This window comes from Streptococcus sp. HMSC072G04, from assembly GCF_001813295.1.
Classification (GTDB): domain Bacteria; phylum Bacillota; class Bacilli; order Lactobacillales; family Streptococcaceae; genus Streptococcus.
Genome location: NZ_KV812007.1, coordinates 68,620 through 90,774, shown reverse-complemented (window position 1 = coordinate 90,774; position 22,155 = coordinate 68,620). Strand labels below are relative to the sequence as shown.

At 41.7% G+C, this 22,155-nt stretch carries 34 protein-coding genes; 1 reads left to right on the top strand and 33 read right to left on the bottom strand.

Annotated features, from left to right (window positions below; translation table 11 throughout):
* Positions 1 to 70: 70 nt before the first annotated feature.
* From HMPREF2904_RS01730 to tgt, 31 genes are all read right to left on the bottom strand, one after another.
* Positions 71 to 1,342 (bottom strand): glutamate-cysteine ligase family protein, encoded by a 1,272-nt coding sequence (locus HMPREF2904_RS01730; protein ID WP_070659580.1) that lies wholly within the window; start codon positions 1,340 to 1,342, stop codon positions 71 to 73.
* Positions 1,343 to 1,596: 254 nt separating this feature from the next.
* Positions 1,597 to 1,983 carry a 50S ribosomal protein L17 gene (gene rplQ / locus HMPREF2904_RS01725; protein ID WP_003002399.1) on the bottom strand — a complete coding sequence of 129 codons (387 nt, stop codon included), beginning with the start codon at positions 1,981 to 1,983 and terminating at the stop codon, positions 1,597 to 1,599.
* Between the two features lie 11 nt (positions 1,984 to 1,994).
* Entirely contained in the window at positions 1,995 to 2,933 is a 939-nt protein-coding gene (locus HMPREF2904_RS01720; protein ID WP_003009635.1) for a DNA-directed RNA polymerase subunit alpha, read from the bottom strand.
* A gap of 45 nt (positions 2,934 to 2,978) precedes the next feature.
* Positions 2,979 to 3,362 (bottom strand): 30S ribosomal protein S11, encoded by a 384-nt coding sequence (gene rpsK / locus HMPREF2904_RS01715; protein ID WP_003002390.1) that lies wholly within the window; start codon positions 3,360 to 3,362, stop codon positions 2,979 to 2,981.
* 23 nt (positions 3,363 to 3,385) lie between these two features.
* The gene (gene rpsM / locus HMPREF2904_RS01710; RefSeq protein ID WP_003009631.1) at positions 3,386 to 3,751 is read right to left on the bottom strand and encodes a 30S ribosomal protein S13; all 366 of its coding nucleotides are present in this window, start codon (positions 3,749 to 3,751) and stop codon (positions 3,386 to 3,388) included.
* Between the two features lie 17 nt (positions 3,752 to 3,768).
* Positions 3,769 to 3,885 (bottom strand): 50S ribosomal protein L36, encoded by a 117-nt coding sequence (gene rpmJ, locus HMPREF2904_RS10985; protein WP_001808836.1) that lies wholly within the window; start codon positions 3,883 to 3,885, stop codon positions 3,769 to 3,771.
* Positions 3,886 to 3,908: 23 nt separating this feature from the next.
* Positions 3,909 to 4,127: a translation initiation factor IF-1 gene (infA, locus tag HMPREF2904_RS01705; protein ID WP_001029883.1), complete on the bottom strand. Its 219-nt coding sequence runs from the start codon at positions 4,125 to 4,127 to the stop codon at positions 3,909 to 3,911.
* 116 nt (positions 4,128 to 4,243) lie between these two features.
* A complete protein-coding gene (locus HMPREF2904_RS01700; RefSeq protein WP_003017039.1) occupies positions 4,244 to 4,900 on the bottom strand; it encodes an adenylate kinase in 657 nt (218 codons plus the stop codon).
* Between the two features lie 96 nt (positions 4,901 to 4,996).
* A complete protein-coding gene (secY, locus tag HMPREF2904_RS01695) occupies positions 4,997 to 6,307 on the bottom strand; it encodes a preprotein translocase subunit SecY (protein ID WP_023920186.1) in 1,311 nt (436 codons plus the stop codon).
* Positions 6,308 to 6,319: 12 nt separating this feature from the next.
* The gene (gene rplO / locus HMPREF2904_RS01690; protein ID WP_003002405.1) at positions 6,320 to 6,760 is read right to left on the bottom strand and encodes a 50S ribosomal protein L15; all 441 of its coding nucleotides are present in this window, start codon (positions 6,758 to 6,760) and stop codon (positions 6,320 to 6,322) included.
* A 145-nt stretch (positions 6,761 to 6,905) separates the two neighbouring features.
* Positions 6,906 to 7,088 (bottom strand): 50S ribosomal protein L30, encoded by a 183-nt coding sequence (gene rpmD, locus HMPREF2904_RS01685; protein WP_002894509.1) that lies wholly within the window; start codon positions 7,086 to 7,088, stop codon positions 6,906 to 6,908.
* A gap of 14 nt (positions 7,089 to 7,102) precedes the next feature.
* Entirely contained in the window at positions 7,103 to 7,597 is a 495-nt protein-coding gene (rpsE, locus tag HMPREF2904_RS01680) for a 30S ribosomal protein S5 (RefSeq protein ID WP_003009617.1), read from the bottom strand.
* Positions 7,598 to 7,614: 17 nt separating this feature from the next.
* Positions 7,615 to 7,971, bottom strand: a complete 357-nt coding sequence (rplR, locus tag HMPREF2904_RS01675) for a 50S ribosomal protein L18 (protein WP_003010871.1) — start codon at positions 7,969 to 7,971, stop codon at positions 7,615 to 7,617.
* A gap of 83 nt (positions 7,972 to 8,054) precedes the next feature.
* On the bottom strand, positions 8,055 to 8,591 hold the full coding sequence (rplF, locus tag HMPREF2904_RS01670) for a 50S ribosomal protein L6 (protein WP_003009612.1): 537 nt from the start codon (positions 8,589 to 8,591) through the stop codon (positions 8,055 to 8,057).
* Between the two features lie 189 nt (positions 8,592 to 8,780).
* Positions 8,781 to 9,179 carry a 30S ribosomal protein S8 gene (gene rpsH / locus HMPREF2904_RS01665; RefSeq protein WP_003010897.1) on the bottom strand — a complete coding sequence of 133 codons (399 nt, stop codon included), beginning with the start codon at positions 9,177 to 9,179 and terminating at the stop codon, positions 8,781 to 8,783.
* 212 nt (positions 9,180 to 9,391) lie between these two features.
* Entirely contained in the window at positions 9,392 to 9,577 is a 186-nt protein-coding gene (locus HMPREF2904_RS01660; RefSeq protein WP_001085699.1) for a type Z 30S ribosomal protein S14, read from the bottom strand.
* 17 nt (positions 9,578 to 9,594) lie between these two features.
* Complete coding sequence (rplE, locus tag HMPREF2904_RS01655; protein WP_003009606.1) at positions 9,595 to 10,137, bottom strand: 50S ribosomal protein L5; 543 nt, start codon at positions 10,135 to 10,137, stop codon at positions 9,595 to 9,597.
* 23 nt (positions 10,138 to 10,160) lie between these two features.
* On the bottom strand, positions 10,161 to 10,466 hold the full coding sequence (rplX, locus tag HMPREF2904_RS01650; RefSeq protein ID WP_003002315.1) for a 50S ribosomal protein L24: 306 nt from the start codon (positions 10,464 to 10,466) through the stop codon (positions 10,161 to 10,163).
* A gap of 74 nt (positions 10,467 to 10,540) precedes the next feature.
* On the bottom strand, positions 10,541 to 10,909 hold the full coding sequence (gene rplN / locus HMPREF2904_RS01645; protein WP_003002384.1) for a 50S ribosomal protein L14: 369 nt from the start codon (positions 10,907 to 10,909) through the stop codon (positions 10,541 to 10,543).
* A 25-nt stretch (positions 10,910 to 10,934) separates the two neighbouring features.
* Positions 10,935 to 11,195, bottom strand: a complete 261-nt coding sequence (gene rpsQ, locus HMPREF2904_RS01640; protein WP_000440801.1) for a 30S ribosomal protein S17 — start codon at positions 11,193 to 11,195, stop codon at positions 10,935 to 10,937.
* 23 nt (positions 11,196 to 11,218) lie between these two features.
* Positions 11,219 to 11,425: a 50S ribosomal protein L29 gene (gene rpmC, locus HMPREF2904_RS01635; protein ID WP_003002350.1), complete on the bottom strand. Its 207-nt coding sequence runs from the start codon at positions 11,423 to 11,425 to the stop codon at positions 11,219 to 11,221.
* 9 nt (positions 11,426 to 11,434) lie between these two features.
* Positions 11,435 to 11,848, bottom strand: a complete 414-nt coding sequence (gene rplP / locus HMPREF2904_RS01630) for a 50S ribosomal protein L16 (RefSeq protein ID WP_000960947.1) — start codon at positions 11,846 to 11,848, stop codon at positions 11,435 to 11,437.
* A gap of 3 nt (positions 11,849 to 11,851) precedes the next feature.
* Positions 11,852 to 12,505 carry a 30S ribosomal protein S3 gene (rpsC, locus tag HMPREF2904_RS01625; protein WP_049504185.1) on the bottom strand — a complete coding sequence of 218 codons (654 nt, stop codon included), beginning with the start codon at positions 12,503 to 12,505 and terminating at the stop codon, positions 11,852 to 11,854.
* Positions 12,506 to 12,517: 12 nt separating this feature from the next.
* Entirely contained in the window at positions 12,518 to 12,862 is a 345-nt protein-coding gene (gene rplV / locus HMPREF2904_RS01620) for a 50S ribosomal protein L22 (RefSeq protein ID WP_000818139.1), read from the bottom strand.
* A gap of 11 nt (positions 12,863 to 12,873) precedes the next feature.
* Complete coding sequence (gene rpsS / locus HMPREF2904_RS01615) at positions 12,874 to 13,155, bottom strand: 30S ribosomal protein S19 (RefSeq protein ID WP_000533766.1); 282 nt, start codon at positions 13,153 to 13,155, stop codon at positions 12,874 to 12,876.
* A 96-nt stretch (positions 13,156 to 13,251) separates the two neighbouring features.
* On the bottom strand, positions 13,252 to 14,085 hold the full coding sequence (rplB, locus tag HMPREF2904_RS01610; RefSeq protein ID WP_000512900.1) for a 50S ribosomal protein L2: 834 nt from the start codon (positions 14,083 to 14,085) through the stop codon (positions 13,252 to 13,254).
* A gap of 17 nt (positions 14,086 to 14,102) precedes the next feature.
* Positions 14,103 to 14,399, bottom strand: coding sequence for a 50S ribosomal protein L23 (locus tag HMPREF2904_RS01605; protein ID WP_003009593.1), 297 nt, complete (start codon positions 14,397 to 14,399; stop codon positions 14,103 to 14,105).
* Positions 14,399 to 15,022, bottom strand: coding sequence for a 50S ribosomal protein L4 (gene rplD, locus HMPREF2904_RS01600; RefSeq protein WP_003009591.1), 624 nt, complete (start codon positions 15,020 to 15,022; stop codon positions 14,399 to 14,401). The genes HMPREF2904_RS01605 and rplD overlap by 1 nt, the downstream gene beginning before the upstream one ends.
* A 24-nt stretch (positions 15,023 to 15,046) precedes the next feature.
* A complete protein-coding gene (rplC, locus tag HMPREF2904_RS01595; RefSeq protein ID WP_003010846.1) occupies positions 15,047 to 15,673 on the bottom strand; it encodes a 50S ribosomal protein L3 in 627 nt (208 codons plus the stop codon).
* Positions 15,674 to 15,754: 81 nt separating this feature from the next.
* Positions 15,755 to 16,063 (bottom strand): 30S ribosomal protein S10, encoded by a 309-nt coding sequence (rpsJ, locus tag HMPREF2904_RS01590; protein WP_003009585.1) that lies wholly within the window; start codon positions 16,061 to 16,063, stop codon positions 15,755 to 15,757.
* 430 nt (positions 16,064 to 16,493) lie between these two features.
* Complete coding sequence (tgt, locus tag HMPREF2904_RS01585) at positions 16,494 to 17,636, bottom strand: tRNA guanosine(34) transglycosylase Tgt (RefSeq protein WP_070659578.1); 1,143 nt, start codon at positions 17,634 to 17,636, stop codon at positions 16,494 to 16,496.
* A 150-nt stretch (positions 17,637 to 17,786) separates the two neighbouring features.
* Here tgt and HMPREF2904_RS01580 point away from each other — a divergent pair, with 150 nt between their 5' ends.
* A complete protein-coding gene (locus tag HMPREF2904_RS01580; protein ID WP_070659576.1) occupies positions 17,787 to 18,656 on the top strand; it encodes a DUF975 family protein in 870 nt (289 codons plus the stop codon).
* Between the two features lie 57 nt (positions 18,657 to 18,713).
* Here HMPREF2904_RS01580 and HMPREF2904_RS01575 read toward each other — a convergent pair whose 3' ends face one another.
* Both HMPREF2904_RS01575 and polA read right to left on the bottom strand, forming a co-directional pair.
* Entirely contained in the window at positions 18,714 to 19,166 is a 453-nt protein-coding gene (locus tag HMPREF2904_RS01575; RefSeq protein WP_070659575.1) for a CoA-binding protein, read from the bottom strand.
* Between the two features lie 134 nt (positions 19,167 to 19,300).
* The gene (polA, locus tag HMPREF2904_RS01570) at positions 19,301 to 21,946 is read right to left on the bottom strand and encodes a DNA polymerase I (RefSeq protein ID WP_070659573.1); all 2,646 of its coding nucleotides are present in this window, start codon (positions 21,944 to 21,946) and stop codon (positions 19,301 to 19,303) included.
* Between the last annotated feature and the right edge of the window lie 209 nt (positions 21,947 to 22,155).

The window sequence follows — 22,155 nt, the reverse complement described above, 5'->3', positions numbered from 1 at the left end:
TTCAAAAAATTTTATTTTTTTTAAAGTTTTTTTGAAGTTATGAAAAAAAGCCTGTAATAAGGCTTTCCCATTAGCCCCGTTCTTTGTTAATGATGAGAAATTTTTCTTCTCCATACCCTCTTTTAATTAATCCTGCTCTAGCTATGTCTAGAAGATTTTTTGAAAAGGATTGTATCGCTTCTTTTTCTTCTTTACTTAGAATTTTCTTTGAATATTTCTTTCTAAGTTTTCGATAGTCCTGTTCTTCATTTTTAATGAATGAAGAATCTTCTAAATAGTCTTCTAGTTTTTCTAATTCTACAAACAAGCCCAACTCAAAGGCTATCGGGGCAAAGGTTGTTTCTAACGGTTGTGTACAAACACTTCTAAATTCCACAGTCCCACGAGCAGTTAAATCTTGAAATTGGTAAGTTCGATGTTGTTTTAGATCTTCTTTTACTGGGTTAATGATCTTCTCATTTCCATCAGCCGTATAGGCTGTAATTTCTTTTTGATCTAGATAATCTTCCACTCGAATTGGTTTAAAATAATAAGATTTCCCCTCTCTAGTTGCCGTAAAAATTGCCGTTCTAGCGAGATTATTAAAAAACTCTTCTTCGCTTTTGTAGTCCTTAGGATAAATCCCTACATTTTCCTTATAATAACCATGTAAGGATTCTTCCCAGAAAATATCTCTAGCAATTTTTGTATTCCAAGCTTCTGTTGAAAATTCTGAGTTAGAAAACAAATATGCTTTTGCTGCTTCAATTTTATTAAATGCATTAATGATGCGAAGATAGTTATCGCGCCTTACATCCAATTGAACCTGGTTTCCGCATATAAATGCTCCGTACGAAGGATAGGAGTGTGTCTTCATCCCTGTACCATTCATTGCAAGGAAAGCCATTAACATCTTGTATCGTTCGATTTTCACTGGGCTATTATCATTTTCTTTCCACAGAGGATGGATTCCGTGCCCTTGAATTTCGTGATTATTTTCTTGTAAAATCGGTTGAATGATCTTCAAATAGTCCTCAAAACGTTTGGCCACCTCATTTATAGAACGAGCTCTCTCAAATGCAAATTCAATTGTATTGTAACTCAACTCGAATAGAATACGATCTTTAGAAGAGCAGTGAACTAATTGAATTGGATTTTGATCGTCATCCCTTTTTTCGACTTCAAAGTCTGATAAGTTGGCTAAGGTTCGAAAAAGATTTTTCGTCACCTCTATATTTGTTTTGTTTCCATTTGTTTCTACAATCGGAAACTCTAATTCAACTCCGACAAAGAGTTCCGAATCCTCTTTCATATTACTAAGGTACTTCTCTTTTAGTAATTTAATTGCCTGTTGTTTTGTCATTGAATCCTTTTTCTTCTATTGGAGATATGGGTTCCATTATATCATTTTTTGCTATTCTCGACTACTCATGAAAAGCAAGACAAAACGCCTGCTTACGAAATTGTTTTAAATTAAAGCAATTTCGTAAACAAGCGTCTACCATTCATTCAATATGATGAGTGTTCCCGCTGGGGAAAATCCCCAGCGGTAGACCAGAGCTAGACTAAGAATAACAGCGTATTCCATCATCATAACACTCAACAAAATTGATGATATTATACCAATTCGATGATAGCCATTGGCGCAGCATCACCACGACGTGGTTCAGTTTTAAGGATACGAGTATATCCACCATTGCGCTCAGCATAACGAGGTGCTAATTCAGAGAACAATTTTTGAAGTGCAGTTGTTTCTGAGTATTTACCTGTTTCTTCATCAAAGTTTTGTGATGCAACTTCGTTACGTACGAATGCAGCAGCTTGACGACGTGCATGCAAATCACCACGTTTACCCAAAGTAATCATTTTTTCAACTGATTTACGGATTTCTTTCGCACGTGCTTCAGTTGTTACAATTGCTTCATTGATGATAAGATCTGTTGTCAAATCGCGAAGCATCGCTTTACGTTGTGAGCTAGTGCGTCCTAGTTTACGGTAAGCCATGTATTCCTCCTCTATTTATCGTTTTTTAACCCAAGGCCTAAGTCGGCAAGTTTGATTTTAACTTCTTCAAGACTCTTACGTCCCAAGTTACGAACTTTCATCATTTCTGCTTCTGATTTTTCAGTCAAATCGTAAACAGTATTAATGCCAGCACGTTTCAAACAGTTATATGAACGAACTGAAAGATCTAATTCTTCGATCGTACGTTCTAAAATGCGATCATCAGAAGTTGTATCCACTTCCTTCATAACATCTGTTGCAATAGCAATTTCAGTTAAGTTTGTGAATAGATTTAGGTGTTCTGTCAAAATACGAGCAGACAAACCTAAGGCATCTTCTGGAATGATTGTCCCATTTGTCAAAATTTCAAGGGTTAGCTTGTCAAAGCCATCGTTGCTACCAACGCGTGCTGGTTCAACTTGGTAATTGACTTTAGTCACTGGCGTATAGATTGAATCTACAGCAAGTGTTCCCACTGGTGCATCATCTTTTTTGTTTTGATCAGCTGGAACATAGCCACGTCCACTGTTTACAGTAAGCGTTGCTTTCAAAGATGCTCCTTCTCCGATTGTAAATAGATAATGATCAGGGTTTACAATTTCGATGTCACTATCAGTAAGAATATCTCCAGCAGTTACTTCTGCAGGTCCTTCTACATCAAGTTCAATAATCTTTTCGTCTTGGACGTAAGATTTAACGGCGATTCCTTTAACGTTAAGAATAATTTGCATAACGTCTTCACGGACTCCTGGAACGGTATCAAATTCGTGGAGTACACCTTCAATGTTGATTGAAGTGACAGCTGCACCTGGAAGTGAAGCCAGAAGTACACGACGAAGTGAGTTTCCAAGTGTTGTACCATAGCCACGTTCAAGTGGTTCTACGACAAACACGCCATAATCTTTGTTTTCATCAATTTTTGTTATATTTGGTTTTTCAAACTCAATCATTTGCTATACTCCCTCTTAAACGAAAAGCTGTGTAATTGTTGATGATTATACACGGCGACGTTTTGGAGGACGAGCACCATTGTGTGGTACAGGAGTTACATCGCGGATTGCAGTTACTTCAAGACCAGCAGCAGCAAGTGCACGAATAGCAGACTCACGACCTGAACCAGGACCTTTAACAGTTACTTCAACAGATTTAAGTCCGTGTTCTTGAGCAGCTTTTGCAGCAGCTTCTGATGCCATTTGAGCAGCAAATGGTGTAGATTTACGAGAACCTTTAAATCCAAGTGCACCTGCAGATGACCAAGCGATTGCGTTACCATGCACATCAGTAATCATAACAATTGTGTTGTTAAATGTAGCGTGAATATGAGCAATACCAGATTCGATATTCTTTTTCACACGACGTTTACGTGTTGGTTTAGCCAAGATTTTTACCTCCTTATTTTATTTTATTTTTTCTTACCTGCAATCGCAACAGCTTTACCTTTACGAGTGCGAGCATTGTTTTTAGTGTTTTGTCCACGAACTGGAAGTCCACGACGGTGACGGATACCACGGTATGAACCGATTTCCATCAAGCGTTTGATGTTCAAGTTTACTTCACGACGAAGGTCACCTTCAACTTTGATTGCGTCAACTTCACGACGGATAGCATCTTCTTGATCTGGTGTAAGATCGCGAACACGAATATCTTCAGAAACGCCTGCAGCAGCAAGGATTTTCTTAGATGTTGGAAGTCCGATACCGTACACATAAGTCAATGAAATTACTACACGTTTGTCATTTGGAATGTCAACTCCAGCAATACGAGCCATGTTTTCTCCTTTCTATCTTATCCTTGACGTTGTTTGTGTTTTGGATTTGCTGGGCAAATTACCATAACACGACCATTACGACGAATTACTTTACAGTATTCGCAAATTGGTTTGACCGATGGTCTTACTTTCATTTTTATCCCTCCAAGTTTTTCGATTATTTAAAGCGGTATGTGATACGTCCACGTGTCAAATCGTACGGACTCATCTCCACTGTAACACGATCTCCCGCTAAAATACGAATATAGTTTTTACGAATTTTACCAGAAACTGTTGCTAAAATCTGATGTCCATTTTCAAGTTCAACCGTAAACATAGCATTCGGCATTGTATCGACTACTTTGCCTTCTACTTCAATCACATCGTCTTTTGCCACGCAAAAGTACCTCCATAAATTTCGATTCATTCCTCTGAGCACAGAGGTAACAATTATAAGTCAGACTAACTAATTGTAACACTAGTTGTCCAATATTGCAAGCATGAAAAACGCTTTTATTTCAAATTTGACAAGACTTTTTCAATGTCTGAAAATACATCATTGATATCTTGATTCCCTTGGATGTCATGTACGAGTCCTTTTGAACGATAAAATTCAATGATTGGTTCTCCTTGTGCAATATTGACGTCCAAACGACGTTTAACCGTTTCTGGTTTGTCATCTTCACGTTGGTAGAAATCATGACCTTGACAGTTATCACAAGTTCCTTCAACTTTTGTAGGATTAAATACTTTGTGGTAAGTTGCGCCACAAGTACGGCAGATGAAACGACCACTCAAACGCTCTAACAAGCTTTCTGGGTTAACTTCAATGTTGATAACACCTTCTAATGTTATACCAAGATCTGACAAAGTTTGATCCAAGGCATGAGCTTGTTCAATTGTACGTGGATAGCCATCCAAAAGGAAACCTGTTTCTTTAATATCATCTTGAGCAAGGCGTTCTTTCACAATTCCATTGGTTACTTCATCTGGCACCAACTCACCTTTATCAATGTATGATTTTGCAAGCACACCCATTTCAGTTTGGTTAGCCATCGCTGCGCGGAACATATCTCCAGTGGAGATGTGCGCTACGTGAAACTCTTCAACGATTTTAGCTGCTTGAGTTCCTTTACCTGCTCCAGGCAACCCCATAATTAAAAGATTCATGATGAATTCTCCTTATTTTGTTTTTAAATGGAAGCAGGAGCGAATTCCTATTTCCATTTAAAAACAAAATAGAAGGCTGACAAAGTCAACCTTATTCTATTCTGTTGTTGTGTCCATAAATCCGACATACTTACGTTTTAATAAGTAGCCTTCTAATTGTTTCATTCCCTCAATACCTGTTGAAATAATGATTAACAAACTAGTTCCTCCAAGAGCAACTGCATCTGTCAAACCAAATAAATCTCGAGCCAGGATTGGAATGATGGTAATAAAGCCAAGGAATACTGATCCGACACTTGCTAAACGACGTAGCAAACGAGACATAAACTCTTCTGTCCCCTTACCAGGGCGAACGCCTGGGATATAGGCACCACTCTTTTGAAGGTTTTCTGCCGTTTTTTCAGGATTTATCTGAACAAACGTGTAGAAGAAGGTGAAGAGAATGATCAATAAGGCATACATTGCCACACCAGTTGGTGTGTTTGTAGCCAACATAGCTTGAGCTGTTTTCACCCATCCTGCATTGTAACCCATAGCGCTAATCACTTGGAAAATCGCAGCAGGCGCTGCTGTAATCGAACTAGCGAAGATGACAGGAATAACTCCTGCTGGGTTTACTTTCAAAGGAAGGTAAGAACTTGATGGAGCTCCTTGTGCAATCTTTGTATATTGGATTGGAATCTTGTATTGTGCTTGCTCTACAAAGGTTGTAAAGTAAACAATAACCAAGACAGCAAGGATTAATACCCCAACAAAAATGAGGGAATTGGTCATTTGACCAGAACGAACGTTCACAAATGCATTTTCATAGATTTCTTTAATCATCTCAGGAATTGATGATACAATCCCCGCAAAGATAATCATTGAAACACCATTACCGTAGCCTTTATCTGTGATTTGTTCTCCAAGCCAAGTCACAATCATGGAACCGGTCGTCAGAATCGCACCGATTAATAGATAGGTTTTGGTATTTGGAGTTGCGACTAATTTCGCCTGAGACAAAGTGTGGAAGGTTGCTGTAATCCCGATGGATTGAACAAAGGCTAGAACCAAAGAAATATAGCGTGTTGCTTGGTTGAGCTTTCTTCGACCAACTTCCCCTTGTTTGCCCCATTCAACAAACTTAGGTAACAGATCCATTTGTAAAAGTTGCACGACGATCGAAGCTGTAATGTATGGGCTAACCCCTAATGCGAAAACTGAGAAGTTCCTCATGGCATTCCCAGAAACCAAACTGAGCATGTTCAAGAAGGACACATCTTGAAGGTTGTTCAGAATTTTCGCATTTACACCAGGCACTGTAATCGTGGTCCCAATGCGGAAAACAAGAATGATGAAGATCGTAAACAAAATCTTCGACCGTACTTGTTTCACCTTAAATGCATCTTTTAATAATTTAAAAAACATAGGTCACCTCACTTAGATGACTTCAACTGAACCACCTTTAGCAGTGATAGCTTCTTCAGCTGATTTAGAGAATTTAGCTGCTTTAACAGTCAACTTCTTAGTCAATTCTCCGTTACCAAGAATTTTGATACCTGATTTTTCAGCTTTTACAATTCCTGATTCTACAAGTACTACTGGAGTTACTTCAGCACCATCTTCAAAGGCGTTCAATTGATCAAGGTTCACAATAGCATATTCTTTAGCGTTGATGTTTGTAAATCCACGTTTTGGAAGACGACGGAACAATGGAGTTTGTCCACCTTCAAAACCAAGACGTACACCGCCACCGCTACGAGCTTTTTGACCTTTTTGACCACGGCCAGAAGTTTTACCATTACCAGATGAAGTACCACGACCAACACGGTTGCGGACTTTACGTGAACCTGTAGCAGGTTGTAATTCATGAAGTTTCATTATTTATTTTCTCCTCTTTTGTAAATTGCTAACGCATGTAATCAGGAAAAGGTGTCCTAACTACAAACTCGCCTATACTTATATTTAGTTTTAGGGGATGAGAACCTCTCATACCCCTGAAAACTTTGTTTCTATTTTAAATAGATTATTTTACTTCTTCAACTGTTACCAAGTGAGATACAGCAGTGATCATACCACGTACTGCTGGGTTATCTTCTTTAATAACAGAGCTGTTCAATTTGCCAAGTCCAAGTGCTACAACAGTTTTACGTTGTGACGGGATGCGTCCGATTGGAGACTTAGTCAAAGTAATTTTAATTTGAGCCATTTGAATCTCCTTTCTTAAGCCAAGTCAGAAACTGAAATACCACGAAGGGCAGCAACTTCATCAGCGCGTTTCAATTGTGCTAAACCGTTAACAGTTGCACGAACGATGTTGATTGGAGTGTTTGATCCAAGTGATTTAGATGTAACATCTGCAATACCTGCCAATTCGACAACGGCACGAACTGCTCCACCTGCAGCAACCCCAGCCCCTTCGATAGCTGGTTTCAACAATACACGAGCTCCACCAAATACTGATGTTACTTCGTGTGGAATTGTTGTTCCAACCATAGGAACTTCGATCAAGTTTTTCTTAGCATCTTCAACAGCCTTACGGATTGCTTCTGGAACTTCTTGAGCTTTACCAGTACCAAATCCAACACGGCCATTACGGTCACCAACAACTACAAGAGCTGCAAAACGAAGACGACGTCCACCTTTAACAACTTTTGTTACACGGTTGATGGCAACTACGCGTTCTTCAAGTTCAACTGCATTATCTTTAAATGCCATTTTCTAGTGTCCTCCTATTAGAATTTCAATCCGTTTTCACGAGCTGCATCAGCCAAAGCTTTAACACGTCCGTGATATAGATATCCACCGCGGTCGAACACCACTTCAGAAATACCTTTAGCAACTGCACGTTCAGCAACAAGTTTGCCGACAACAACGGCTTGTTCAGTTTTAGTTCCTTTTGAAACTTCTTTGTCAAGAGTTGAAGCGCTTGCGAGCGTTACACCCGCTACGTCATCAATTACTTGAGCGTAGATGCCTGTATTAGAACGGAATACGTTCAAACGTGGGCGATCAGCAGTTCCAGAGAGTTTTCCGCGAACGCGACGGTGGCGTTTTTGACGGATTTTGTTTTTATCTGGTTTCGAAATCACAATTTTCACCTCTTAATTTTAAAATCATGTGCTAAGCACTGAGTTGGTAAGATGAAGGTTGGTTGAAAAACAACCAAGCTACATTATTTACCTGTTTTACCTTCTTTACGGCGAACGTATTCACCAACATAACGGATCCCTTTACCTTTGTATGGTTCAGGTGAACGAAGGCTACGTACATAAGCAGCTGTTTGACCAACTACTTCTTTTGAAATTCCGCTAACAACGATTGTTGTTGGGTTTGGAAGTTCAAAAGTAATTCCTTCTGGAGCTTCAACTTCGTCTGGGTGTGATTTACCAACAGCCAAAACAAGTTTTGATCCTTGAAGTTGTGCACGGTATCCAACCCCGCGCATTTCAAGTTCTTTCTTGAATCCTTCTGATACACCAGTAACCATGTTGTTCAAAAGGGCACGAGTTGTTCCGTGGATTGTTTTCATTTCTTTTGAATCGTTTGGACGGTGAAGTGTTACTTCAGTACCTTCCACACGGATTTCAATATCTTTTGAGAACTCACGAGTAAGTTCTCCTTTAGGTCCTTTTACAGTTACAACGTTGTCATTGTTAGTGATTTCAACACCAGCAGGCAACACGATAACTTTATTACCAATACGTGACATGTTTTTTATTCTCCTGTTAAATTGTCAGGCCTTTTCAGGCCAGTTTTCACGGGGTTTAAATCTTTTTGATTTAAAAGTTAATGTTTAGGTCTCAATTTCTAAGTGAATCGAGGCATTGTCTCGCAGACAAAACTTTGGGTTAGGCAAGAGACAATAACGAAGAGTCACAACGAAAGTGGGAGCTAAATATTACCAAACGTAAGCGATAACTTCCCCACCAACGTTCTTTTGGCGTGCTTCTTTATCAGTAAGCAAACCTTCAGAAGTTGAAAGGATAGCAATTCCAAGTCCGTTAAGAACTTTTGGAAGATCTTCACGTTTTTTGTAAACACGCAAACCTGGTTTAGATACACGTTTCAAGTTTGTGATAACTTTTTCACCGTTTTGTCCGTATTTCAAGAATACACGGATGATGCCTTGTTTGTCATCTTCGATGAATTCAACGTTTTTTACAAAACCTTCGCGTTTAAGGATTTCAGCAATCCCTTTTTTGATGTTTGATGCAGGTACTTCAAGTACTTCGTGTTTTGCTTGGTTAGCGTTACGAATACGTGTAAGGAAGTCTGCGATTGGGTCAGTCATAACCATTATAATTTCTCCTCTTACTAGTAGTTTGCAAGTTGCACTTGCTAGTTAATGATTGAGCTAGGCTCAGATATTTTTGATACATGCAAACGAGAATATACTCATTTGAACACGAGCTACAACCTGGGCAAAAAAGATAGATTTGTCTTGGAGCAACGCTCCTGCACCAAATCTCCTATTTTTGCTGGGGTTGTTACGCTCTTTGTATCATGCTATTACCAAGATGCTTTTGTGACACCTGGGATTTGACCTTTGTATGCCAATTCACGGAAGCAAACACGGCAAAGTTTAAACTTGCGGTAAACTGAGTGTGGACGTCCACAACGTTCACAGCGAGTGTATGCTTGAGTAGAGAACTTCGCTGGGCGTTTGTTCTTAGCAATCATAGATTTTTTAGCCATTAGTTTTACCTCCTATATTATTTTGCAAACGGCATACCGAGGCCAGTAAGCAATGCACGTGATTCTTCGTCTGTGTTCGCTGTAGTTACGATTACGATATCCAAACCACGAGTTTTATCAACATCATCAAAGTTGATTTCTGGGAAGATCAATTGTTCTTTCACACCAAGTGTGTAGTTTCCGCGTCCATCAAATGATTTTGTTGGAACACCATGGAAGTCACGTACACGTGGAAGTGAAACTGTTACCAATTTATCCAAGAATTCGTACATACGTTCACCACGAAGGGTAACTTTTGCACCGATCGCAACACCTTCACGAAGACGGAAGCCGGCGATTGATTTTTTAGCCTTAGTGATCAATGGTTTTTGACCTGAGATCAAAGCAAGCTCTTCAGCAGCTTTTTCAAGGTTTTTAGCATTTGATACTGCATCACCAACACCCATGTTCAAAACGATTTTATCAACTTTTGGCACAGCCATAACTGATGAATAGTTGAACTGTTCAGTCAATGATGGTACTACTTCATTAAGGTATTTTTCTTTTAAACGATTAGCCATTATACTTCTCCTTTCCTTCGTGATTAGTCAAGCACTTCGCCTGATTTTTTGTTGTAGCGAACTTTTTTGCCGTCTACAAATTTGTAGCCAACACGTCCAGCAACACCGTTTTTGTCCAAAACTTGAACGTTAGAAGCATGGATTGGAGCTTCTTTTTCAACGATTGCACCTTGAGGGTTTTCGTTATTTGGACGTTGGTGTTTCTTGATGATGTTTACACCTTCTACAACAACTTTATTTACTTTTGGAAGAGCAGTAAGAACAACAGCTTCTACGCCTTTGTCTTTACCAGCGATAACGCGAACTTTGTCGCCTTTTTTTACAAACATTTTATTCTCCTTTTATTCTTACGCCCGATGGGCACCCTGGCTGAGCCAGGGGACTGTGTTTGTTTTTTTATTGATTAAAGTACTTCTGGAGCAAGTGATACGATCTTCATGAATCCACCGTCACGCAATTCACGTGCAACTGGGCCAAAGATACGAGTTCCGCGAGGAGTTTTGTCGTCACGGATGATCACTGCTGCATTTTCGTCGAACTTGATGTATGAACCATCTTTACGACGAGCACCTGATTTAGTACGAACGATAACAGCTTTTACAACGTCACCTTTCTTAACCGCACCACCAGGAGTAGCTTGTTTTACAGATGCAACGATTACATCACCGATGCTCGCGAATTTACGTTTTGAACCACCAAGAACTTTGATTGTCAAGATTTCGCGTGCGCCACTGTTGTCAGCGACTTTCAAACGAGTTTCTGTTTGAATCATTTACGTTTTCTCCTTTCAGGTATGATTAGATGATGACCGCTTCTTCAACGACTTCTACAAGACGGAAGCGTTTTGTAGCTGAAAGCGGACGAGTTTCCATGATACGAACGATATCGCCTTCTTTAGCAACATTGTTTTCATCATGAGCTTTGTATTTTTTAGAATAGTTGATACGTTTACCATAGACTGGGTGGTTACGTTTAGTTTCAACTACAACTGTGATTGTTTTGTCCATTTTGTCAGACACAACGCGTCCAACAAGAACTTTACGATTATTGCGTTCCATTGAAATTCTCCTTCCCTAGTCTATTATTTAGCTTCTGATTGAACAGTTTTGATACGAGCGATTTGTTTTTTCACTTCTTTCAAACGTCCAGTTTGTTCCAATTGACCAGCAGCTGCTTGGAAACGAAGTTCAAACAATTCTTTCTTCAATTCATTTTCACGCTTCGCGAGTTCTTCTTGAGAAAGACCACGAAGTTCTTTAACAAATTCTTTTACTTCTGTAAGTTTCATGACCTCTCCTTATTCTGCTTCACGTTTCACAAATTTAGTTTTAACTGGCAATTTGTGGCTAGCAAGACGAAGTGCTTCGCGTGCGATCTCTTCAGATACACCAGCGATTTCGAACATCACTTTACCACGTTTAACTGGTGCTACCCAACCTTCAGGAGCCCCTTTACCAGATCCCATACGTACCCCGATAGCTTTAGCGGTGTATGATTTGTGTGGGAAAATCTTAATCCAAACTTTACCACCACGTTTCATGTAACGAGTCATGGCGATACGAGCAGCTTCGATTTGACGGTTTGTGATCCAGTGGCTAGTTGTAGCTTGAAGACCGTATTCACCGAATGCTACTTCTTTTCCACCTTTTGCTTCACCGCGCATTTTACCACGGAATTCGCGACGGTGTTTTACACGTTTAGGTACTAACATTGGTTATTTACCTCCTTTAGCGTCTTTACGAGCTGGAAGAACTTCACCACGGTAGATCCATACTTTAACACCAAGTTTACCGTAAGTAGTGTCTGCTTCTTCCCAAGCGTAATCGATATCAGCGCGAAGTGTGTGAAGCGGAACAGTTCCTTCAGAGTATCCTTCTGCACGGGCAATATCTGCACCGTTCAAACGACCTGATACTTGAGTTTTGATTCCTTTAGCTCCAGCACGCATAGCACGTTGGATCGCTTGTTTTTGTGCACGACGGAAAGCAACACGTTGTTCCAATTGACGAGCAATTCCTTCACCAACAAGGTGAGCATCCAAGTCAGGACGTTTGATCTCAATGATGTTGATGTGTACTTGTTTACCAGTCAATTTGTTAAGAGCTACACGAAGTGCATCAACGTTTGCTCCACCTTTACCGATAACCATACCTGGTTTAGCAGTGTGAAGAGAAACGTTAACTTTGTTTACTGCGCGTTCGATTTCAATAGTTGAAACGGCTGCGTCAGCCAATTCTTTTTGAATGAATTTACGGATTGCAAGATCTTCATGAAGGTAATCCGCGTATTCTTTTTCAGCATACCATTTGGCATCCCAATCACGGATGATACCAACACGCATACCAATTGGATGTACTTTTTGACCCACGAGTTTACCTCCTTATTTTTCTGCAACAGCTACTGTGATGTGAGCTGTACGTTTGTTGATTGGTGAAGCTGAACCTTTCGCACGTGGACGGAAACGTTTCATTGTTGGTCCTTCGTTTGCGAATGCTTCAGATACTACCAAGTTAGCTTTTTCCAAACCAAAGTTGTTTTCAGCGTTTGCTACTGCTGAGTTCAACACTTTAAGGATGATCCCTGCAGCTTTGTTTGGTGTGAATGTCAAAATAGCGATGGCATCGGCTACGCTTTTACCACGGATGTTGTCAAGAACAAGACGTGATTTACGAGGTGAAACACGCACTGTACGAGCCATTGCTTTAGCTGAAGTAATTTCTGCCATTTATGTTCTCCTTATTTTCTACGTGTCTTCTTGTCGTCTGCCGCGTGACCTTTGTAAGTACGAGTTGGTGCAAATTCACCAAGCTTGTGACCTACCATGTCTTCTTGGATGTAAACAGGTACATGTTTACGTCCATCATAAACTGCGATAGTGTATCCGATGAAACTTGGGAAGATCGTTGAACGACGTGACCAAGTTTTAATTACTTTTTTCTTTTCGTCGTTTGCTTGAGCTTCAACTTTTTTCATCAAATGCTCATCGACGAAAGGTCCTTTTTTAAGACTACGTCCCATTTTGTAATTTTCTCCTTTAAAATTTAGTACCACAGCGGCTTGCGCTGCTAAGCAGCGCTACCGAGCTGGCGGAAAGTGTAAGCTAGTTGCTTATGATTATTTTTGGTTGCGACGACGAACGATAAGTTTGTCAGATTTCGCTTTCTTGTTACGAGTTTTAAGACCAAGCGCAGGTTTACCCCAAGGAGTAGATGGCGCTTTACGTCCAACTGGTGCTTTACCTTCACCACCACCGTGTGGGTGATCATTCGGGTTCATTACAGAACCACGAACTGTAGGGCGAACACCTTTCCAGCGGTTACGTCCCGCTTTACCAAGGTTAACAAGTCCATGTTGTTCGTTTCCGACAACACCAACTGTAGCACGGCAAGTTCCAAGAATCATACGAACTTCGCCTGATTGAAGACGAACAAGTACATATTTACCTTCAGAACCCAATACTTGAGCAGAGGCTCCAGCAGCACGTACCAATTCTCCACCTTTACCAGGTTTCAATTCGATGTTGTGGATCAAAGTACCAACTGGGATGTTAGCAAGTGGAAGAGCATTCCCGACTTTGATATCTGCTTCTGGTCCTGATACGATGCGTTGACCTACTTCAAGACCTTTAGGGGCGATGATGTAAGCTTTCACACCGTCAGTGTAGTGTACAAGCGCGATGTTAGCTGAGCGGTTTGGATCGTATTCGATCGTTTTAACGACTGCTTCAACTCCATCTTTGTTACGTTTGAAATCGATCAAACGGTAATGACGTTTGTGTCCACCACCTTGGTGACGAACAGTGATACGACCGTTGTTGTTACGACCTGCTTTGTTTTTAAGAGAAACAAGCAAAGTTTTCTCAGGTGTGTTTGTTGTGATTTCAGCAAAATCCAAAGAAGTCATATTACGGCGACCGTTTGTTGTTGGTTTATAAACACGAATTCCCACGATATTTCCTCCTTAGATTATTCAGCTTCAGTAGCAAACAACTCGATTGCTTTAGAATCAGCTGCAAGCGTGATGATAGCTTTTTTAGTTTTTGAAGTAAAACCAGTGTAACGTCCAACGCGTTTTGCTTTAGGTTTTACGTTTACAGTGTTCACATTCGCAACTTTTACACCTTCAAACGCTGCTTCAACAGCTTGTTTGATCAAAAGTTTGTGAGCGCGAGTGTCAACTTCGAATACATATTTGCCTGCTTCAAGTTGAGCCATTGACTTTTCAGTGATAACAGGTTTTTTGATAACATCATACAAATTCATTATGCAAGAACCTCCTCGATTTTAGAGATAGCTGCTTGAGTAACAAGAAGTTTGTCACTATTTGCGATGTCAAGAACACTTGCAGTTGTAGCAGTCGCAACTTTCACGTTTGGAAGGTTACGAGCTGAAAGAGCTGCGAATTCATTTCCTTCTTCAAGAATAACAAGGACTTTAGAATCGATGCTCAAAGCTGCAAGAACTTTTGCAAATTCAGCAGTTTTTGGAGCTGTAAATTCAAGAGAATCAACGGCTACAAATTTGTTTTCAGCAACTTTTTCTGAGTAAACAGATTTAAGTGCAAGGCGACGAACTTTTTGAGGAAGTTTGTACGCATAGCTACGTGGAGTTGGTCCGAAGACGATTCCACCACCACGCCATTGTGGAGAGCGGATAGAACCTTGACGCGCACGTCCAGTTCCTTTTTGACGCCATGGTTTGCGTCCGCCACCTGAAACGGCTGAACGGTTTTTAACTGCGTGAGTTCCTTGACGAAGGCTAGCACGTTGGCTGATGATCACATCAAATACAACTGCTTGGTTTGGTTCGATACCAAAGATCGCATCGTTCAAAACAACTTCGCCCGCTTGTTTACCAGTTTGGTCGAATAATGTTACATTTGCCATTTTGACTGTATTCCCCTTTCCTTATTATTTACCAGCTTTAACTGCTGACTTGATAGTGATAAGAGATTTCTTAGCACCTGGTACGTTACCTTTGATAAGGATAACGTTCTTTTCTGGAACAACTTGTACAACTTCAAGGTTTTGAATAGTTACACGATCGCCACCCATACGTCCTGCAAGGTTTTTACCTTTGAATACGCGGTTAGGTGCAACAGGTCCCATAGAACCTGGACGACGGTGGTAACGAGAACCGTGAGCCATAGGTCCACGTGATTGTCCGTGGCGTTTGATAACACCTTGGAAACCTTTACCTTTAGAAGTACCAGTTACATCAACAATGTCTCCAGCTTCGAAAGTGTCAACTGTGATTTCAGCACCAACTTCCAAGCCTTCAACGTTTTTGAATTCACGAATGAAGCGCTTAGGAGCCGTGTTAGCTTTTGCTACATGTCCTTTAGCAGGTTTGTTGCTCAATACTTCGCGTTTGTCATCGAAACCAACTTGGATAGCGTTGTAACCATCTGTTTCAACAGTTTTAACTTGAAGAACAACGTTTGGAGTTGCTTCGATAACTGTTACAGGGATCAATTCGCCAGCTTCAGTGAAGATTTGAGTCATTCCCACTTTTTTCCCTAAGATTCCTTTTGTCATGAGAAAATAGTTCCTTTTCTATAGTTTTTTATTCAAAAAGTTTTTAACGAGCGTTTTTTATGCTCTGGATCAAGCTTTAGATTAAAGTTTGATTTCTACGTTTACACCACTTGGAAGATCCAATTTCATCAAAGCGTCAACTGTTTTTTGAGTTGGGTTGATGATGTCAATCAAACGTTTGTGTGTACGCATTTCGAATTGTTCGCGAGAATCTTTGTATTTGTGAGTCGCACGAATGATTGTGTAGAGGCTACGCTCAGTTGGAAGTGGGATTGGACCCGCAACTTGTGCACCTGTACGAGTAGCTGATTCTACGATTTTTGCAGCCGCTGTGTCGAGTGTACGGTGTTCGTACGCTTTCAAACGGATGCGGATTTTTTTGTTTGCCATCTTTTTCTCCTTTTCGTCTATTTAAGATAATAGGCTAGCTCCACAAGAAAACCGACGCGCGTTGCGTGGCAATGCAACCGAGCGTGTCGCAACCTCTTGCATCAAAGCTAATAGCTGTTTTTCACAGCACCATAGTAGTTTAACACAAACAAAGGCCTAATGCAAGGGATTTGAGAAGATTTTTTCTTTTTTTTGATGAAAGTGTTTTCGAGAAAAATAGAGTACTAAAAAGTTGCTATTATATAGGAAAAAGGGAGCGAGACAGAACAAATTTATATCCAATTTGTTCGTCGTCTCGCCCCCGCACAGTTGATTAGGTTATCTTTGGAGCTTAACAAGCGAACAAAGATACCAATCAACCACTGCGTCTAGAAGTTATTCCTATTATTCTCAGATGGCTGTAGTCTTTTTTCTTCCTATTTATCTATTTCTAGAAATTCCGTCCTGATTTGTTATAGCCATATTTTTCGACGAAATGCTCACGGAATTCTAAGAGATTGTCTTCCATAATGGCTTGACGGACCTGCTTCATGAGGTTGATCAAGAAGTATAGGTTGTGATAGCTGGTCAAGCGAATGCCGAAGGTCTCATCTGCCTTGAGGAGATGGCGAAGATAAGCTCGGGTGTAATTCTTACAAGTATAGCAATCACATTCAGGATCCAGCGGTGTAAAATCTTCTGCAAATTGTGCATTTTTCACTACCAGGCGTCCTTGACTAGTCATACATGTACCATTTCGAGCAATCCGCGTCGGCAAGACACAGTCAAACATGTCCACTCCACGAATAACGCCATCAATCAGACTGTCTGGAGCTCCTACTCCCATGAGATAGCGTGGCTTGTTCTCTGGTAAGAGCGGAGTAGTGAAATCAAGCACGGCATTCATCTCTTCATGGCTTTCCCCAACAGCTAAGCCACCGATAGAATAGCCTGGAAAGTCCATGCTGACCAAATCTTGAGCAGACTGACGGCGCAAGTCTTCAAATCCAGCCCCTTGAACAATCCCGAAAAGGCCTTGATCATGAGGACGACGGTGAGCCTTCAGGCCACGTTCTGCCCAACGACTGGTCCGTTCGATTGATTTTTTCACATAATCATAGGGCTGATAGAACTGAGGGCATTCATCAAAGGACATCATGATGTCGCTTCCTAGATTGTTTTGGATGGAGATGGCCTTTTCTGGAGATAGGAACATCTTCGAGCCGTTGAGGTGATTTTTAAAAGTTACCCCTTCTTCGGTGATGTTGCGGGTATCCGCTAATGAATAGACCTGGAAGCCTCCACTATCTGTCAAAATGGGCTGGTCCCAGTTCATGAACTGGTGCAGTCCTCCTGCTTTTGCGACTAGATCATCCCCGGGACGAAGCCAGAGATGGTAGGTGTTGGCCAAGATAATGCCGGAACCCATTTCCTTGAGTTCTTCTGGCGATTGGGTTTTAACGGTTGCCTGAGTCCCTACAGGCATAAACATTGGGGTCGGGAAGGTCCCGTGATGGGTGATAATTTCTCCCAGACGAGCACCTGTATGCTTTTCTTTTTTGATTAATCGATATTGAATCGGTGAATCTGTCATGGTTACCTCCGTACTGGGAAAAACAGTCCCAGCCTTCTTATTCCTGTCACAGTTTTCCTGTGAGCACCTGTACGATTGTACCAAATTTTACCGGCTCTGTCACGGACTTATGTTATAATAAAAAGTACCACTATGAAGAGAGTATCATCTATGAACCTTAAACTGATTCGCCTCCGGGCACGTACCATGCAAGTCCAGCAACCGGGCTTAGCTATACTTTTTGCTCTTCCGGTCCTGTTGACCATTCTTGCTAACTTTCTCTTAAGTGGGCAAGATCTGGTCGATCTACTACCGGACATGAGCTTGCAGCAAGCAAGTATCTACATGATCCAGCGGCAGCTCTTTCCTTCCGTCGTCTCCTTTGTCATCTCCATTTTAGTGGTCGGTGCGACTTTTAGCTATTTAGATACGATTAATCCCAAGATCGAGCACCGAACACGGGTGTTAGATATCTTTAAACAAGATCGCTTTACCTCTGTATTTGCTACCTTGATTTTGAAGCAAGTCGTCCTCTTTTTATGGGGAGTCATCCTCTATGCGGGTAGTCTCATCAGCACCTACGCCAGCATTCGATTTTTGGCGATCTACGATAAGGTGAGCAACCCTAGCACTCTGAGTGCTTCCAGTCCTGAATTCCAATCTCTCATGCAACAAATGCCTCTGATGACTGCTGGTGTCATACTTGGCCTGATTGGCCTCCTCTTTTACCTGCCACAATACTACAGTCTCAGCCTGGTCGAATTGATCCTCTACGAGCAATTACGAGACGGCGACTACAAGGGAGCCTTTGGAGTCCTTCGCCAAAGTCGTGAAACCATGAAAGGATTCCGCAGCAATCGCCTAGTGCTCGACCTAACCTTGATTGGTTGGTACTTCTTGAATTACTTCACGCGCGATGTCATCGGCTTTTATACCATGCCTTACTTTATCAACTGCCAAATTGCATTTTATGATCAAATCAAGCAGATTAAACAAGGGCCGCGCCATTTTACAGGCCATCCAAGCCATGAAACTGAATAAGAGTAAGAAGAAAACCCCAGCTTGCTGGGGTTTTCTTCTATGTCAATTGTTTATCATTTACAAACCGTATAGGGAGTCTCCTAAGATCAGTCGGGTATGTTCCCGTTTGATACAGCGGTTCATGACGATATCTTCTCGTCCAGCTCCACGAAGGATTTCTTCTGCTTCTTGATTTTCCAGCTCCAATTGTGCCCAGAAAATTTTCGCATCCGTCTCAATAAAATCACATGCCACATCTGGTAAAAACTCACTTCGACGGTATACATCGACGATATCTACTGGGAAAGGGATCTCCTGCAAGCTAGCATACACCGTTTCTCCAAGGATCTGGCCACCAGCTGCACGGGGGTTGACAGGAATAATCCGATAGCCCCGCTCTTGCATCTCCTTGCTGACACGATGACTGGTTGTATCTTCACGATCAGATAATCCAACTACAGCGATGATCTTGCTGGTTTCTAGGTAATGTTTGATAATGCCATCACTAGGATTGCGAAATGAATAAGCCATAAGAATCTCCTTTTGTATGCGTTTCCTTTCTTTAAATAGTATAACAATACGGAGGGCATTGCAAGTGTTTGTCATTAAAAGAGGTAGGAAACTGAAAAGTTTCCTACCTCTTTCTGTTTTGAACAAACTTAATCTTATTTGGCTTCATACCATGTTTTGCCTTCATTTTCATCGGCTTCCAGTGGTACTGCAAGTTCGATAGCGGATTCCATGGTCTCTTTGACGAGTTCTTTGATCGCTACCAGTTCATCACTTGGTACTTGCAAAACGATTTCATCATGCACCTGAAGAAGCATCTTGGTCTTGTATGCTCCTCTTTCTAGCGCTTGGTCTAAGTGGATCATAGCAATTTTCAAGATGTCTGCTGCAGACCCTTGGATCGGTGAGTTAATAGCCGTCCGCTCCGCAAAGCCTCGAACATTGAAGTTGCGAGAATTGATATCTGGAATCTCCCGACGGCGCTTGAAGAGAGTCTCCACATAGCCTTTGTCACGCGCTTCCCGTACCACTCTCTCCATATAGTCCCTGATGCCAGGGTAGCGTTCGAAATAGGTCTCAATGTAGGCCTTGGCTTCTTTTCGACTGATCCCTAGGTTGTTAGACAGTCCAAAGTCAGAAATTCCATAAACCACACCGAAGTTTACTGCTTTTGCATTCCGACGGTCATTCGGCGTCACATCTTCTGGTTTTTCAATGTTGAAGACGCGCATAGCAGTCGATGTATGGATATCTGCCCCATGTTTAAAGGCATCAATCAAATGCTCATCTCCCGAAATATGGGCCAAGACGCGCAATTCGATCTGTGAATAGTCCGAACTGAGCAAGACACTGTTGTCCTCTTCTGGGACAAAGGCCTTGCGGATGAGACGGCCTTGCTCCAAACGAACAGGAATGTTTTGCAGGTTGGGATCCACGCTGGACAAACGGCCTGTCTGCGTCAAATCCTGTACATAGCGGGTATGGATCTTCCCATCTTCCAAAATCCAATCTTGAAGACCGATGACATAGGTCGACTGGATCTTAGCAATTTGGCGGTATTCAAGAATCTTAGACACAATCGGTGCAATTGGAGCTAGGCGTTCCAAGACATCAACGGCTGTTGAATAGCCGGTTTTGGTCTTCTTCGTATATTCAAGAGGGAGTTCCAATTTTTCAAAGAGGATGACCCCCAATTGTTTTGGAGAATTGATGTTGAACTCTTCTCCCGCCAGCTCGTAGATTTCTTGAGTTAAGCGTTCCAAGACCACTTCGTTTTCCACCTGCATGTCTTCTAGGGTCTGGCGCTCTACCTTGATCCCCGCGATTTCCATCTTGGCCAAAACAGCTGCTAGTGGTTGCTCCATATCATAGAGCAAATCTAGCTGGTCATGGGCTTGCAACTGCTCCATCATAGGCTCTTCTGTATCCAGTAGAACAGCGACTTTCCGTGCCAAATGCTCTAATAGGACCGCCTTTTCTGGGATAGCTTTTTTGGCTCCCTTGCCATATACGACTTCGTCGAGCGGTAGCGCAATCTGACTATAGAGACTCGCAATGGTTGAAATTTCATTGTCCTCTACGGTCGACAAGAGATACTTGGCCAATCGACTGTCAAACGCGGGATTTTGAAGGGTAATGCCCAAGTGGCTGAGCAAGACCTTAGCCCGCTTGAAGTCATAGACCTTGAGGGGCGTTTTTTCGAGAAATTCTTTGAAAATCGGTGTTTGTAAAAGACCAGTATCTGTACTCGCGTAGAGCTGACCCTTGGTCCCCCATGCGAAACCGATGATGGGTTCCGTATGGTAATTGTCCCCAAAAATCTCAAAATGGAAGAAACTATCTTCCGTGAGCATATCTGAAGCAACTTGCTCGACTTCTGTATAGTCAATAGCTACAGGAGCTGCTTCTTCTCCACTGAGATCCAAGGCCTGACGGAGTTGCTTGAAGCCCATCTCCTCATAAAACTTGGCGAGATTTTCTAGATGAGGGCCCGTATAGGTGATATCGTCCAGCCCAATTTCAATGGGAGCATTGGTATCGATGGTTGCGAGAGTCTTAGACAGATAGGCCTGCTCCTTGTCGTTGATGAGGTTTTCCTTCATCTTAGAAGCCTTCATCTCATCGATATGCTCGTAAATGCCATCAAGAGAGCCGTACTCTAGGAGTAGTTTGATCCCGGTCTTTTCTCCGATCTTAGTAACACCTGGGATATTATCCGACTTATCTCCCATCAAGGCCTTGAGGTCGATAAATTGCTCTGGTGTCAGTCCCATCTTTTCTTTGAGATAGGCTGGAGTGAATTCTTCAAACTCTGCCACCCCTTTTTTGGAGATTTCAACCACCGTATTGTCATCCGTCAGCTGGATCAAATCCTTGTCCCCAGAGACAATGGTGACTTCAAAGGGTACTGAGGTAGCTTCTGCCATCTTATCAAGCGTTCCAATAATATCATCCGCTTCATACTGGGCTAGCTCATAATGGCGGATTCCCAGATGGTCTAATTGCTCACGAATGAAAGGGAACTGCTCACGGAACTCATCTGGAGTTTTTGCACGGCCCCCTTTGTAGTCGGCATACATCTCCGTCCGAAAGGTCGTCTTTCCTGCATCAAAAGCAACGAGGACATGGGTTGGTTGGATGCGCTCCAAGAGATGGCTCAACATGAGATTAAAGCCATAGACCGCATTGGTATGCAGACCATTGGCATTTTTGAAGCGATCAATTTGATGATAGAGTGCGAAAAAGGCACGAAAAGCGACGGAAGACCCGTCGATGAGTAGTAATTTGTTCTTTTTTTCCATAGGCCTATTATACCACGAATCACAAGGTCTCTGGTACATAAAAACTCTACCCTTCCGGGTAGAGCCTTCTTTAGGAGTTTCTTATGAAAAATGAAGAGAAGTGTTTATTCGCCGTAACAAGAACCTTGTTGTGGCAATTTCTTAAAGCGTTTTGGATAATTAACTGAGATTTTCATTTTCTGTACCTCATTTCTTATTGGATGAGTACA